Annotated in this window: 19 protein-coding genes and 1 other RNA gene; 14 read left to right on the top strand and 6 right to left on the bottom strand. The window is 34.6% G+C overall.

The features are described from left to right. The first annotated feature begins 7 nt into the window (after positions 1 to 7). Positions 8 to 580 carry a YkoP family protein gene (locus ACTNEP_RS13170; protein ID WP_441162478.1) on the top strand — a complete coding sequence of 191 codons (573 nt, stop codon included), beginning with the start codon at positions 8 to 10 and terminating at the stop codon, positions 578 to 580. A gap of 137 nt (positions 581 to 717) precedes the next feature. Here the strand turns inward: ACTNEP_RS13170 and ACTNEP_RS13165 are convergent, their stop codons facing one another. After that, entirely contained in the window at positions 718 to 1,569 is an 852-nt protein-coding gene (locus tag ACTNEP_RS13165; RefSeq protein WP_441162477.1) for a metallophosphoesterase, read from the bottom strand. A 101-nt stretch (positions 1,570 to 1,670) separates the two neighbouring features. On the opposite strand from ACTNEP_RS13165, the gene ACTNEP_RS13160 reads away from it, so the two are divergent. The 6 genes from ACTNEP_RS13160 (at position 1,671) to ACTNEP_RS13135 (ending at position 6,435) form a co-directional block, all read left to right on the top strand. Further along, on the top strand, positions 1,671 to 2,783 hold the full coding sequence (locus ACTNEP_RS13160) for an MGDG synthase family glycosyltransferase (protein ID WP_441162603.1): 1,113 nt from the start codon (positions 1,671 to 1,673) through the stop codon (positions 2,781 to 2,783). 428 nt (positions 2,784 to 3,211) lie between these two features. Beyond that, complete coding sequence (locus ACTNEP_RS13155; RefSeq protein WP_441162476.1) at positions 3,212 to 3,757, top strand: SLOG family protein; 546 nt, start codon at positions 3,212 to 3,214, stop codon at positions 3,755 to 3,757. A 76-nt stretch (positions 3,758 to 3,833) separates the two neighbouring features. Continuing rightward, positions 3,834 to 4,121, top strand: coding sequence for a cell division regulator GpsB (gene gpsB, locus ACTNEP_RS13150; RefSeq protein WP_441162475.1), 288 nt, complete (start codon positions 3,834 to 3,836; stop codon positions 4,119 to 4,121). A gap of 81 nt (positions 4,122 to 4,202) precedes the next feature. Further along, positions 4,203 to 4,590, top strand: an RNA gene (gene rnpB, locus ACTNEP_RS13145) — RNase P RNA component class B. Between the two features lie 222 nt (positions 4,591 to 4,812). Continuing rightward, positions 4,813 to 5,946, top strand: coding sequence for a THUMP domain-containing class I SAM-dependent RNA methyltransferase (locus ACTNEP_RS13140; protein WP_441162474.1), 1,134 nt, complete (start codon positions 4,813 to 4,815; stop codon positions 5,944 to 5,946). A 213-nt stretch (positions 5,947 to 6,159) separates the two neighbouring features. Further along, a complete protein-coding gene (locus ACTNEP_RS13135; RefSeq protein ID WP_441162473.1) occupies positions 6,160 to 6,435 on the top strand; it encodes a DUF6123 family protein in 276 nt (91 codons plus the stop codon). Here the strand turns inward: ACTNEP_RS13135 and ACTNEP_RS13130 are convergent, their stop codons facing one another. The 3 genes from ACTNEP_RS13130 to ACTNEP_RS13120 form a co-directional block, all read right to left on the bottom strand. Beyond that, positions 6,436 to 6,828 carry a ribonuclease HI family protein gene (locus ACTNEP_RS13130; protein ID WP_441162472.1) on the bottom strand — a complete coding sequence of 131 codons (393 nt, stop codon included), beginning with the start codon at positions 6,826 to 6,828 and terminating at the stop codon, positions 6,436 to 6,438. 18 nt (positions 6,829 to 6,846) lie between these two features. Beyond that, positions 6,847 to 7,536 (bottom strand): queuosine precursor transporter, encoded by a 690-nt coding sequence (locus ACTNEP_RS13125; protein WP_441162471.1) that lies wholly within the window; start codon positions 7,534 to 7,536, stop codon positions 6,847 to 6,849. A 131-nt stretch (positions 7,537 to 7,667) separates the two neighbouring features. Next, on the bottom strand, positions 7,668 to 7,868 hold the full coding sequence (locus ACTNEP_RS13120) for a cold-shock protein (protein ID WP_058307618.1): 201 nt from the start codon (positions 7,866 to 7,868) through the stop codon (positions 7,668 to 7,670). 336 nt (positions 7,869 to 8,204) lie between these two features. Here ACTNEP_RS13120 and ACTNEP_RS13115 point away from each other — a divergent pair, with 336 nt between their 5' ends. Next, positions 8,205 to 9,056, top strand: coding sequence for a DUF72 domain-containing protein (locus tag ACTNEP_RS13115; RefSeq protein ID WP_441162470.1), 852 nt, complete (start codon positions 8,205 to 8,207; stop codon positions 9,054 to 9,056). On the opposite strand, the gene ACTNEP_RS13110 is transcribed toward ACTNEP_RS13115, so the two are convergent. Then, complete coding sequence (locus tag ACTNEP_RS13110) at positions 9,048 to 10,097, bottom strand: C40 family peptidase (RefSeq protein WP_441162469.1); 1,050 nt, start codon at positions 10,095 to 10,097, stop codon at positions 9,048 to 9,050. The genes ACTNEP_RS13115 and ACTNEP_RS13110 overlap by 9 nt on opposite strands. 121 nt (positions 10,098 to 10,218) lie before the next feature. On the opposite strand from ACTNEP_RS13110, the gene ACTNEP_RS13105 reads away from it, so the two are divergent. The 6 genes from ACTNEP_RS13105 (at position 10,219) to ACTNEP_RS13080 (ending at position 13,231) form a co-directional block, all read left to right on the top strand. Continuing rightward, on the top strand, positions 10,219 to 11,172 hold the full coding sequence (locus tag ACTNEP_RS13105) for a thymidylate synthase (protein WP_441162468.1): 954 nt from the start codon (positions 10,219 to 10,221) through the stop codon (positions 11,170 to 11,172). A 13-nt stretch (positions 11,173 to 11,185) separates the two neighbouring features. Next, positions 11,186 to 11,680, top strand: a complete 495-nt coding sequence (locus ACTNEP_RS13100; RefSeq protein ID WP_441162467.1) for a dihydrofolate reductase — start codon at positions 11,186 to 11,188, stop codon at positions 11,678 to 11,680. A 90-nt stretch (positions 11,681 to 11,770) separates the two neighbouring features. Then, positions 11,771 to 11,950, top strand: a complete 180-nt coding sequence (tatA, locus tag ACTNEP_RS13095) for a twin-arginine translocase TatA/TatE family subunit (RefSeq protein ID WP_441162466.1) — start codon at positions 11,771 to 11,773, stop codon at positions 11,948 to 11,950. Positions 11,951 to 11,984: 34 nt separating this feature from the next. Then, the gene (gene tatA, locus ACTNEP_RS13090) at positions 11,985 to 12,158 is read left to right on the top strand and encodes a twin-arginine translocase TatA/TatE family subunit (RefSeq protein WP_441162465.1); all 174 of its coding nucleotides are present in this window, start codon (positions 11,985 to 11,987) and stop codon (positions 12,156 to 12,158) included. 79 nt (positions 12,159 to 12,237) lie between these two features. After that, positions 12,238 to 12,990: a twin-arginine translocase subunit TatC gene (gene tatC / locus ACTNEP_RS13085; protein ID WP_441162464.1), complete on the top strand. Its 753-nt coding sequence runs from the start codon at positions 12,238 to 12,240 to the stop codon at positions 12,988 to 12,990. A 19-nt stretch (positions 12,991 to 13,009) separates the two neighbouring features. Further along, complete coding sequence (locus tag ACTNEP_RS13080) at positions 13,010 to 13,231, top strand: YozE family protein (protein ID WP_441162463.1); 222 nt, start codon at positions 13,010 to 13,012, stop codon at positions 13,229 to 13,231. Between the two features lie 31 nt (positions 13,232 to 13,262). On the opposite strand, the gene ACTNEP_RS13075 is transcribed toward ACTNEP_RS13080, so the two are convergent. Continuing rightward, on the bottom strand, positions 13,263 to 13,598 hold the full coding sequence (locus ACTNEP_RS13075; protein WP_441162462.1) for a YolD-like family protein: 336 nt from the start codon (positions 13,596 to 13,598) through the stop codon (positions 13,263 to 13,265). Positions 13,599 to 13,665 lie beyond the last annotated feature (67 nt).

Genomic DNA, 13,665 nt, shown 5'->3' with positions numbered 1-13,665 from the left:
AGGGATAATGAAAATCAAGCTATATGTGCTTACATTATGGTCAGTAATAGATCCTATTTATTTTATGTTTACTCGCCTTACCTACATTGATGATCTGAAAGACAGTGATCGAAATATTTTTAGAGTTCGTTTAACTCGCTATAAAGGAAAAGAATCCATCTTATCTGATGGCACTGTCATCCGAAAGAATGATGTATTAATAAAAATCCACCTTCATAACACACGATTAATGAAACGTGTTAAAAGTATAAATAGCGATGTTAGAAAGGCTATGGTTATCCATAAAAGTGTAGAAAAGTCGTTGCCGCAACTTGCAGAATATATTAATAATCATGCCAACTTCCATGAAATAAAAGGAATAATTGGAATAACGATGCTCAACCGTGGTAGTTCTAAATTAGGTTTTGACGCTGTCGAGATAAATAATCGTTTTTATAGATATTTTAAATGTATTGCTTTATTACCTATATATTGGCTATCGGTTACGTCAATTTCTATACACAACCTGAAAAAACATACTCCATGTTATTTATTTATGTCGAAAGAAAAATTGTTAGAGAAGTATTTCCATCAATCCTAGTTCATGACTAGTCTTTTTGTAAATAAAAAGAACTCCTGTCAAAATCACAGGAGTTCTTTTGCTATACATAAACCCAAATTTAGGAATGTATAGTCACAGAGAAACACTAAATAATAAGTTTATCATCGTTATTTACATTAGCTAGCAGGAAACAAATCAGCATGATTATTTTGGGCAATCACTAATTGATGAAGTGTTATCTCTGGTAAGCTTCCGACTCTGATGTTTACACCTGTTTGTCCAATTCCTTCACTGATATAGAAAGGACGACCATCGTGGGAATGAAGACCTTTAATCACGTTCATTTTTGCAAGTTTTCCCATCTTTGCAAGGTGGTATGCCTTAGGATAACAAATCTGCCCACCATGGAAATGACCTGCTAACAAGTAATCAAAATGATACTTATTCATTTCAAGTACAATATTTGGATCATGTGTTAACACCAAGTTTGTTCCTTTTTGAATAGAAGTGAATGATTGCTGTAAATCACTGCGATTTGTACTGAAATCATCAATTCCAATAATGTTCAGCGGATGATTTTCAATATATATTGTTTCATTACTATTTTGCATTACACGGCAATTATAGTCCGTTAGCGTATCTATTAAAGTTTGCAGATCTGCACCCTTTAGAACATAATCATGATTTCCTAAAACAGCATAAATACCGTGCGTAGGATTTAATTTATTTAAAACCTGTAAATAGGGAATAAGCTTTGGGAGTGTTCGCTTACGATCAAGAAAATCACCAGTAAGGGCGATTAAATCTATATTCACATCTTTTAACTTGTCATATAGCTGTGCAGAGGAAATCGATATGTTTTCCAAATGCATATCTGAAAGGTGCAAGATATTTAACGTTGAAACTGATTCTGTTTGAGTGTTATCAATCTTAACATTTCTCACCACAATATTTTCTGTATTTTTGTAAGCTTTGAATAGAAAAATCGTCACTAGGATAATCAAACTAATAAAAACTAACAAGTACATATTTATCACTCCTCCATTCCCGATTATACAGGTTATTTCACTTGATTGTTACGGTAATTCATGGATGGATTTCCAATCTATATTCATTCAATCTGACGTTTATGAGGTGCATCATGAAGAAGATCTTATTTCTACCATTTTTAAACATACCTTCTGGTCATCATCAAGTTGCAGATTCCCTTATTCATGAAATAGAATTAAATGAACCTCGAATGATATGTGAAAAAGCAGAGATCCTTTCCTATAGTTATGGAAAAATAGAAAGGGTAGTATCTAGTGTTTACCTTAAATGGATTCATTTGTTTCCTAAACTATATAATTGGATTTATCAGCAAAGTGTGTATAAAGATATAGAACAACCTAAAAATTTCCGCTTATATAAACTTCTTTTCTTATCACAAATGAAACAATTAATTAAAGAGAAACAACCCGATTGCATCATTTGTACACATGCATTACCTTCCTATATGTTAAATGTGATGAAAGAAAAAGGAATGATAAACATTCCGGTGGTGAATGTTTACACTGACTTTTTCATTCACCGCTTTTGGGGAACGAAGCAAATCGATTTTCATTTTGTTTCCTCTCCTATTATGAAAGAACTATTAATGAAAAAAGGCATACCGGAAGAACGAATATGGTTTACAGGTATTCCCGTCCATCGTGAGATTAAGCCAAACAGTGAGCCTATAATAAAGGGTGATTCCTCTTTACTTTCGATCATGGTGACCGGTGGCAACTTAGGAGTTGGCGCGATAGAGGAACTATTAAATCACGTCCAAACAAGTGGGAAAATAACGTATTATGTTTTGTGTGGTAAAAACAATCAGCTATACCGGAAACTGATAAGTCTCAATAATGAAAATATCATCCCACTAAAATATATTGCATGCAGAAAACAAATGAATGAGCTTTATGATTCGATTGACGGTATTCTAACCAAACCAGGAGGAGTGACGATCAGTGAATGTTTAAGAAAAAGAAAACCAACTTTTATCTACCACGCGCTTCCTGGCCAAGAGGTTATCAACTTGCAGCAATTACAGCAGTTAGGAGTGGTTTTCTATCTTGATAACTGGAAGGATATTGAGAATCAACTCTTCACTTTTTTCGAGAATACAGAACATCTTGAAAAAATAAACGCGAATTTAGAGAAGTATCACAACCAACTAACGAATCAAAGGTTTTATGAGCTCATTAAGGAAATATTGTAAATAAAGGGAGACGATGATTAGGGTTTTACCGGGTTGGAAGTATTTTGAGGATAAGCAACGGGGATTATGCTCATAATTAACTGCCGAACCCGATTATCGAGTGCTAACCAAATGTTTCGGAGTGAACGTTCTCTCTGCACAGTTTTCTAAAAAAGAGATGATCTGATTTAACATAAATTCTAAATCGGATACCCTAGCATACTTCGCTTCCATGCTAGGTTTTTTGATTTTTCCTATTTTGTACATAATTCTAGATTAAGTAGTCCGAAAGCTATATACGGATAAAAATGAAAGATTGGCAAGACTAGAATATCATGGTCATTTCCTTTATACTAATAAATACAGTTACCCTCGTTTAAAAAAGGGTTATCGCAAATGATTCATTAAATGATAAACAGTTTAATCGTTTTAAAAAGGTAGTGTCAAATGTGAAGGTCATTACGGTTACTGGTAACAAACCAATGGAATTAAATATTCGAAATGAAAAGGATCCACGAATCCATTTTATCAAGATTGCTTTAAAACAAAGATTGATTTCGTTAATCGATGAGGGATTAGAATGGGTGATTATGTCTGGTCAAATGGGAATCGAGTTGTGGGCAGCACAAGTTGTGCTCGAACTAAAAAAGGATTACCCGGTAAAATTAGGAATATTTCCGCCATTTTTAGAATATGAATCTAGATGGCCGGATATTTATCAGGAAGCATTTCTGCAAGTGATTGAGCAAGCTGATTTTTACCAACCGCTCTATAATGAGTCATATAAAGCACCTTATCAGTTTATAAATAAAGATAGGTGGCTGATAAATAAAACAGATGGTTGTTTAATCCTTGTCGATGAAGAATATCCAGGAAGTGCTGGTTATCTACTGGACAAGATGAAAAAGGCCGAAGCTGATTCCAGCTATAGTATTTTTTACATTACACCGAGCGATCTTGAGGAAATTGTAAGAGACCATCAGGAATATAGTTAAACTCCTTAGATTAAAAATTGACAACTTATATCTTTTTTGAAAAAATGATAAGTAATGATTAAATGAGGTGGAAATTATGGGAAATCAACTAAATGGAAAAGATATTCTAGAAAAAAATTTTAAAACAGCGATGAGAGGTTATAATCAAGAGGAAGTAGACGAGTATTTAGATGTCATTATTCAAGATTATGAATATTTCCAAGAGGAAATTACTCGATTACAACAAGAAAATGATCGATTAAGAAAACAATCTGATCAAACGCGCGTTCGGCCAAATACATCTAATCATCAAGTCAATTATGATATTTTAAAGCGACTTTCTAATTTAGAAAAAGCAGTCTTCGGAAAAAAATTCGAGGAATAATTCTCCATTCTATCATTAGATTTCCATTGACTATTCCTTTATACGTGTTACAATAATGAAGGCTTAAATAATTGAGGAATGAATGTTGAAGTAATCGCTGCACATTCTATATGTGTAGAGGAAAGTCCATGCTCACACAAGCTGAGATGCTTGTAGTGTTCGTGCTTGACGAAATCATAAGTCAAGGTAACCTTGTTTAGGTTAACGGCAGGGAAAACACCTAAGTCCTATGATATGGTGTGAATACCTTGAAAGTGCCACAGTGACGTAGCTAAATAGGAAACTATTTAGGTGGAACGCGGTAAACCCCTCGAGTGAGCAACCCAAATATTGGTAGGGGCATCTTCTAGTAGGGAATTCAACCGAATGAAGGACAAGCTTCGAGGAGCTTGTAGACAGATGATTACTCCTTAGGTACGAGGCTGACCACCGTTTGTAGTACGACAAGGACAGAACATGGCTTACGGACATTCATTCTGGTCTTGATCAAGATTGTAAACCCCTTTCCTAATGAAGGGGTTTTGTTGTACATACATAAGTATATACTCTATTACACAAAAAGCATGAATAATGGAATGGAATCGTATGGATTAGCTCATTCTAAATAAAAGATTATATTATCCAGCAAGTACCATAACGGAACGTTGGAAATAGGCGAAATGCTTAGAAAGCAAAAGAAAGGATATCACAGATGAAAAATAAAGTTACCTTAATTGCAACAGCAGCGATGGGATTAGAGGCGGTTGTAGCAAATGAAGTACGTCAATTAGGGTATGGAGATGTTATCGTCGAAAATGGTAAAGTAGTCTTTGAGGCAGATCATCAGGCAATTGCCCGTTGTAATCTTTGGTTACGAACTGCAGACAGGATAAAGTTATTAATAGGTGAATTTGAAGCAAGAACCTATGATGAGTTATTTGAAGGTACCAAAGCGTTAGCGTGGGAGCAGTTTATACCTGAAGATGGAAAGTTTCCTGTAATCGGGAAATCACATAAATCAACTTTATATAGTGTTTCAGATTGTCAGTCGATCGTCAAAAAAGCGATTGTGGAAAAATTAAAACAGAAACACGGCATTGCTAACTGGTTGGAAGAAACAGGTGCAGAATATAAAATTGAGGTAGCACTTTTAAAGGATAAAGTAACCTTAACATTAGATACCTCAGGTATTGGTTTACATAAAAGAGGGTATCGTGTTGGACAGGGAGATGCACCTTTAAAAGAAACACTTGCTGCAGCGTTAGTCCAATTAACGAATTGGCGTGTAGAGGACCCGTTTTATGATTTGTTCTGTGGTTCAGGTACGATACCGATTGAAGCAGCTCTAATAGGACAAAATATTGCACCTGGTTTTAATCGATCCTTCGCAGCAGAGGAATGGGAATTTATTCATGCTTCGGTGTGGGATCAAGCTTTAGAAGAAGCAGAAGATTTAGCCAACTATGACCAGCCACTTGCGATCTATGGCTCTGACCTGGATCCTAAAATGATTAATATTGCACGTGAGAATGCAATGGAAGCCGGACTTGCTGATTTAGTGCAATGGAAGCAAATGCAGGCGACAGACTTCCACTCAAAGGAAGAGAGAGGATACATAGTTAGTAACCCACCATACGGTGAACGTCTAGGAGATAAACAACAGGTAGAGGCAATGTATCAAAAGCTTGGAAAAGTGTTAAAAGATTATCCAACATGGAGTATTTACATTCTTACTGCAAATGAAAAATTCGAAGCGTTATTCGGTCAAAAGGCTTCTAAAAAGCGCAAACTGTTTAATGCATTTATTAAAACGGATTATTATCAATATTTTGGTAAGAAAAGATGAAGTAGTTTCCGTAAATTCTAAAGATCAAATGCTAATAACAACTCGTTTATGATCATGATAACGAGTTGTTATTAATTACTTTTATTGAATGATTTGAAAATTGAACAAGTGATAGAACTATAGACTTCTAACCTAAAAAAATCTATACTAGCGATAGAGTGATTTACATGTTTAAGAGACAGTATGTATTATAGTATAAGTGAGGGATTTCTAGTGAGAGACAGCGAAATATTAGCTTATTTCTTAGAAAATTTGTGGTCGAAAGGTTTTAAGTTATCAGATGAAGAAGTAAACTTTATCTATTTCGGCCATAAATATACAAATACTTCCGTAGAACACGTCAAATTGGCATTGTCATTTACCTTACAACTTCAAATGTCTTTTGATCGCAGTTTTTATATCAGTCTATTGGAGTTATTTAACCGCCATAAAGTACAAAATAAAAAGGAAGCCATCTTGCTTTTAAAACAAAATGGCTTAATGGAATGATCATTTATTTAGCTGTAGTGCCTTACGTGCTAATTCATCAGCATGTTGATTCTGTTTCTCAGGAATCCATTTAATAAAAAAATGGGGGAATGAACTTGATAACTGGTTAATTTGATTTAAGTAAGTATGAAATATAGCTTTCTTAACGTATTTTTTTTCTATTGCATCGACAACGACTTTGGCATCTGATCTACAAGAGATGATGTCATTTGGAAAACGTTCTTTACATATTTCTAATGCTTTAATAACCGCTATAAATTCCGCTTCATGGTTAGAATATTCTCCAATAAATTGATATTCTTCTATTTGCTCTCGGCCGGACTTTATATATATGCCAATAGCGCTCGGACCTGGATTACCTTGACTGGCACCATCCGTATAAACTTCAATCATTGTATTACTCCTAACATTTTATTCGTTATTTACAATTTTAGGTTTTATTTTCTTCGCAATGTATAAAAAAGGTGTGTCTAGTGCAGATACAATAAATTTAATCATATACGTTGTAAATAATATACTGAGCCACACATTGAATTCATGAACATTATAAAATGCTATAGAACAGAAAATAAGTGTATCAATAAACTGACTAATCATCGTACTGCCATTATTGCGAATCCATAAATACTTATTGGAAGGTAGCAACTGTTTTAACTTACCATAGATCCAGACATCCAGATACTGACTGACAACATATGCCAACATACTTCCAATAGCTATGTTTGGAATCAGTCCAAAGATAGTTTCTAGTGCATCTTGAGCAAAATCATCTTGATGTGGAGTGAATTGTAAAACAAACTGCATGACAATTGTCATTATAAGCAGTGAGGAGAACCCCATCCATACTGCTTTTTTCGCTTCTTTTTTTCCATGATTTTCGTTTAAAATGTCTGTAGCTAAAAATACTGTACCATAGGTAATATTCCCAAGTGTGGCAACTAATCCAAACATTTCTACCGTTTTTAATACCTGTATATTAGCAATGACAGTAGACATACCTATCCAGACAAATAATCCGGCTTTTCCAAATACACGATACATAAATAACAGTAACCCAAAATTAATGACTGCAAATATTATCCAAAGTAATTCGTTCGGCATTTTCGTTGCTTCCTTTCTTAACACACTACATTCAATAAATAACATTACCAAAGTTTTAGGATGGATGTAAAGCTAGATATAGTAAAGCATTATAAAAGGCGATGAGACAATCATCGCCTGGTTAATTTTATTTATTTTTTTTCTACATTAGCAGCTTGTGGGCCTCTTTCGCCTTCTACAATTTCAAATGTTACTTCTTGACCTTCTTCTAATGTTTTGAAGCCTTCTTGTTGAATAGCGGAATAATGTACAAAAACATCATTTCCTTCTTCCAATTGAATAAAACCATAACCCTTCTCTGCGTTAAACCATTTTACTACACCGTTTTCCATGTTATCTTTCCTCCTAAAACCTTTCACGCAAAAACGTGTTAATACAAACAAGATGACGGATAATGAAAAAGGTAGCAACCACAGAAGTATAGGATCACCATTCCATTTACTTCTATAGAAGCTACCTGATAATAATGAACCCCAAACATCTTCTTTGCTTGTAATTAATATAGCTTATTTTACCAAATACGTCAAGAAATTCATGTAATCTAAGTCCTTTGTTTACAATGATTAAAACCTTTTCAAAATGAAGGGAACATGTTATCGTAATAACAGTATTTTTTACAATAGGAAGATATAATATACATATAATTTCTACTTATTGAGGTGTAACAATTGTCAGTATTAATCGGATTAACAGGATGGGGAGACCATCCAACACTTTATACAAATGCTAAAGATAGACAACATAAATTATCAGCATATAGTGGGCATTTTCCCGTTGTAGAAATAGACAGTTCGTTTTATGCAATTCAGCCCACGGAAAATTACCAAAAATGGGTGAATGAAACACCCGATACTTTCTCATTCGTAATCAAGGCTTATCAAAGCTTAACAGGGCACGACAGAAAAACATTAACCAATCGCGAGGCGCAGGAATTAGTTCATACTTTTATCGAATCTATTCAACCGGTGATGAGAGCTAACAAATTAAATACTGTATTATTTCAGTTTCCACCATGGTTTGATTTAAAACAACGAAACATAAATAAAATCAAAAAAATTAAACAATGGATGGGAGACATTCCAATTGCTATTGAATTTAGAAATCGGACATGGTTTGAAGAACATCAGCATGAAACACTAGCATTTCTTCAAGAGCTTGGAGTAACACACGTTATTTGTGATGAACCTCAAGCAGGGGAAGGCTCTGTCCCGACTGTTTTAGAAACAACAAATGACCGTGTATTAATCCGGTTCCATGGTAGGAATATCCATGGATGGAATAATCACGGTCAAGAGAATTGGAGAGAGGTACGATTTTTATACCGTTACAATCAAACAGAATTACAGGAGTGGGTAAATCGAATAGATATTCTTAAAAAACAAGCAAAAGAGATAACGATATTATTTAATAATAATTCAGGTGGAGATGCAGCAGATAACGCGAAACAATTGATCGAATTATTAAATATTACGTACCAGGGCTTACACCCGAAACAAATTGATTTTTTTGACTTATTGTAAGTTGACTCGTTTGGCACCTAAGTATCTTTCTGACCAATAACTTTTGTTTAATTCTGTTATTTCTACTCCATTGGATTCGCCGGCATGAATAAATTTACCATCACCTAAGTATATACCAGCATGGGATGGACCAGGTTTATAGGTTTGGAAGAAAACTAAATCTCCCACAGAGGGCTTATCTACATGCTGGGTTACATTCCATATTTCACTTACTGTTCGGGGTAAACTAACCCCTAGTTGGTTGAAGACATACTGTAAGTAGCCGCTACAATCAAAACCAGCAGTCGTTGTACCTCCCCATTGATAGGGTGTGCCAATATATGCTTTAGCAGATGATATCACTTGATTGATACTTACTGAAGCTTTGGCAGATTCTTCCTCAGACTCAGGAGAATTTGTTTCTGTCTTAGCTTTAGGTTCTTCTTTGTTAGCATTTTCTTCTTGATTGTTCACCTCTACTGTTGCTACTAAAGGGGATTCGACTGTCTCTTCTTGTATTTCTGCTTCAACATGATGAATTTCCAAACCTGTATCCTGCTTATAGGCTTTTACTGCCTCATTTGATTTTTCCCCATAGATACCGTCGATAGTATCACGATAGTAGCCAAAGTAAAATAATGCTTCCTGTATTTCTTGGACATCATCTCCACGGTCACCAATTGAGAATTCTAGATCATGTTGCTTCAAAATCTTTTCATAATACTCTTCTTCTTTACTAATGATCGCTTTTATTGTCTCTTTATCTGCTTTCCCACTCTGTTCTAACAATTGGTCCTGCTGGAATTTCTTTAATGCATATTCTGTTAAAACACCAAACTCTCCATCAATAGAGGAATCATAGTAGGATAATCTTTGTAATTTATGTTGCAGCATCCGTACTGACTCATGCTGCATTCCGAATTTCAGTATGTTTGCTTGCTCTAATATTTCGTTCTGCATCATTGGATAGGCATCGACATAAAAAGAAAAAGGTTGGCTAAATGCAAAGCTGTAAGCGACGGAGTGTTTTACTACACGTGATATTTGATCTTGTAACAACATAAAACCACCCCTTACGAAATTATTACTTACAGAAAAATTTATGTTAAAATAGGGGAAATATGATTTTATGAGAACTTTGTTACGTATTTGTAATAAATGCTGCTAGGAAGGAAGATGAAGGATGTCAATAAGTGAAGAAAATTATTTAGCATTATGCAAAAAAGTACTAGAGGAAGGATCTAAAAAAGAGGATCGTACGAATACAGGTACTTTATCGATATTTGGTCATCAAATGCGTTTTGATTTACAGGAAGGATTTCCATTACTCACTACAAAAAAAGTTCCTTTCCGTTTAATTGTTAGCGAATTATTATGGTTTATTAAAGGTGACACGAATATTCGTTATTTATTAAAGCATAATAACAATATTTGGAACGAATGGGCTTTTAAAAATTGGGTGGAAAGTGATGAATATCAAGGACCGGATATGACGGATTTCGGACATCGTTCATTAAAGGATCCTGATTTTAAAAAAGATTATGATCAACAAATGGATTTTTTTAAAACAAAGATCTTAGAGGATGACGCGTTTGCTGCTAGGTTCGGTGATTTAGGCTCCGTATACGGTAAACAATGGCGTTCATGGAAAACGTCTCAAGGTGACACGATCGATCAGTTGAAGGGCGTTATAGAAGCAATAAAGCATCATCCATACTCAAGAAGACATATTGTTTCTGCCTGGAATCCAGAAGATGTTCCTAGTATGGCATTACCGCCATGTCATACACTTTTTCAATTTTATGTAACAGACGGCAAACTAAGCTGTCAGTTATATCAACGTAGTGGCGATATCTTTTTAGGTGTCCCATTTAATATTGCGAGTTATGCATTGCTGACATTACTTGTTGCCAATGAGTGTGGTTTAGAGCCTGGTGAATTTATCCATACATTTGGGGATGCTCATATTTACACCAATCATGTGGAGCAAGTACAAAAGCAATTAGAACGTGAACCTCGAGCATTACCAACTGTTTCGATCAAAGAAGGAGTATCTATTTTCGAGGTAGAGTTGGAAGACATTAAACTAGAAAATTACCAGCCACATCCCGCTATAAAAGCACCTGTAGCAGTATAAGAGGAGGATCTAAATGATTTCATTATTGTTTGCGATGGGAAAAAACCGAGTAATTGGTAAAGACAATACATTACCGTGGCATTTACCTAACGACTTAAAATTTTTCAAAGAGTTAACTACTTCTCATTCCATAATCATGGGACGGAAAACATTTGAGTCGATGAACGGACCGTTACCGAATCGTGAGAATATTGTATTAACCACCAACAAAGAGTTTGAGCATGAAAACTGTAAGGTCATTAATTCAATCGATGAAATAAAGGATATGAATAAAGCTCACCCTGACAAAGAGTGGTTTGTGATTGGCGGTGAAGAAATTTTTAAGCAAGTACTTGATTTTGCAGACAGAATATACATGACGTATATTGATGAAGTGTTTGAAGGTGATACCTTTTTCCCTGAATTTGATGAAACAGAATGGCATATTACCAAGAAAGAAAAAGGAATAAAAGATGAGAAAAACAGATACAATTATTACTTTATTCAATATGACCGGAAAAAGTATTAATATTTTTTTCGTTAATAAAGACAAGCATTGGAAATCATGGTAAGATAGGAGATAGTGAGAATCTGATTCTAGATAAAGGGGCGCATAAAGATGTTATCTTCTATTGGTATTCCTGGACTGATTTTAATATTAATCATTGCATTAGTGGTTTTCGGACCGAAAAAACTCCCGGAAATCGGTAAAGCAACAGGAGAAACGTTGCGTGAATTTAAAAAATCTACACGTGAATTAACAGATGATGAAAAAGAAGACAATGAACATAAATCGTAGTTTTTTGATTGAATGATTAAATGAGGTGAACGTCATGTTATCTAATATCGGCTTTCCAGGGTTAATTTTAATATTACTTATTGCATTGATTATCTTTGGTCCTTCTAAATTACCGGAGATTGGTAAAGCGGTTGGCAGTTCTTTACGTGAATTTAAAAAAGCTACCAACGACATTATCAATGAGGATAAAGATAAATCAGAAAAATAAGAGATGGTAAAGATGTAAAAGACATGCTTTTACATCTTTTTCGTGCATGTAACCGGCTTATGATGAAGGGACGTTTAAAATGGAGCAAGACAAATCAATACCAAACGAAAAAGAAATGGGGTATTTGGACCATTTCGCCGAATTACGCAACCGATTATTATGGACAGCACTTGTATTTGTGTTGTTCTTTATCGGTGGACTATATTTTGTAGAAGAGATCAGGGATTTCTTTTTAAACGATATTGACATTACGTTAAACCTTATCTCTCCAGAGGAAATTATCTGGATTATTTTTATGATTGCTTTTGTTGTAGCATTTGCTGCGACATTACCATTTCTATGTATACAATTATGGCTATTTGTTAAACCAGGATTGACAAAAAAAGAGCAACGAATTTCATTGGTATATATTCCAACCATTTTTATCTTATTTGTATCTGGACTTGCTTTTGGATACTTTATTTTTATTCAATTAATTCTTCCGTTTGTACTATCGCTGAATGATGGAATGTTTGATACCATGTTCACCGTTGAAAACTATTTTCGTTTTATATTCAGAGTAACAATTCCATTCGCTGTGTTCTTTGAAGTGCCTGTTATAACGATGTTTTTAACCAGCCTAGGGCTCGTTACGCCACAATTTTTAAGCAAAACCAGAAAGTACGGTTATTTTATCCTTATTATTATTGGGACAATGATTTCACCACCGGATTTCATTCTGCAAATTGTCGTTGCCATTCCATTAATCGTATTGTACGAAATTAGTATCCTATTATCGCGAATGGTTTACCGTAAAAAGCAAGAGAAACATCGAGAATTTATGGAAAATTAATACATGAAGGATTTGATCAATGAGTATGAAGTCTTTTTATCAATTTATGATGCGTTATCGTGGAAATAAACAGTTAGATAATGCTCGAAGGTTAGCTGATTGGATGTTTTATGAGCATGACTTTCCTAAGCACTCTCACGATTATTATGAAATTAGCAGTTATCTTGAATGGCATACTCCTTTTCCTGAAGCCATTGCAACATATGATCAGTTGTGGGAGGAGTATAAGGAAGAGAGATGAAGCCATGAGTGGGTTAGACCACTCATGGCTTTTACTGATCATTGAATAGCTCTATAGCTACGATATTTTCAAATGGAACCTGTCGTTGGAGCGTGGCTTCTTGAAGAGTTATCTTTTTCTCGATGGGATGTATTTTGCGGACATAACCAGCAACCAGTTCCAACGAACTATTCATGTAATAGCTTATTTTTATTTTCTGGTTAGTCTGTATTGCCTGATGTAATGTTAGTTCCATTTCATTTATATATTCTTCACTTAGGATAGGTTTTTCCTTAAGTGTATCCTCTAAAAAGAATTCTTGGAGCATTTCGACATGCTCAGGCAGCATTAAAGAAGCCCATTTTATTTTACCTCGATCGTTTATCAAACTAATCACCTCAATTTTTATTATACGCGAACATTAGTTCTGTATCAATAGACGTAGATCATTTGTT

The organism is Gracilibacillus sp. HCP3S3_G5_2 (assembly GCF_052063305.1).
Classification (GTDB): Bacteria; Bacillota; Bacilli; order Bacillales; family Amphibacillaceae; genus Gracilibacillus.
Note: the sequence above shows the minus strand (reverse complement) of the source record. Positions and strands in the feature narration are given on the sequence as shown.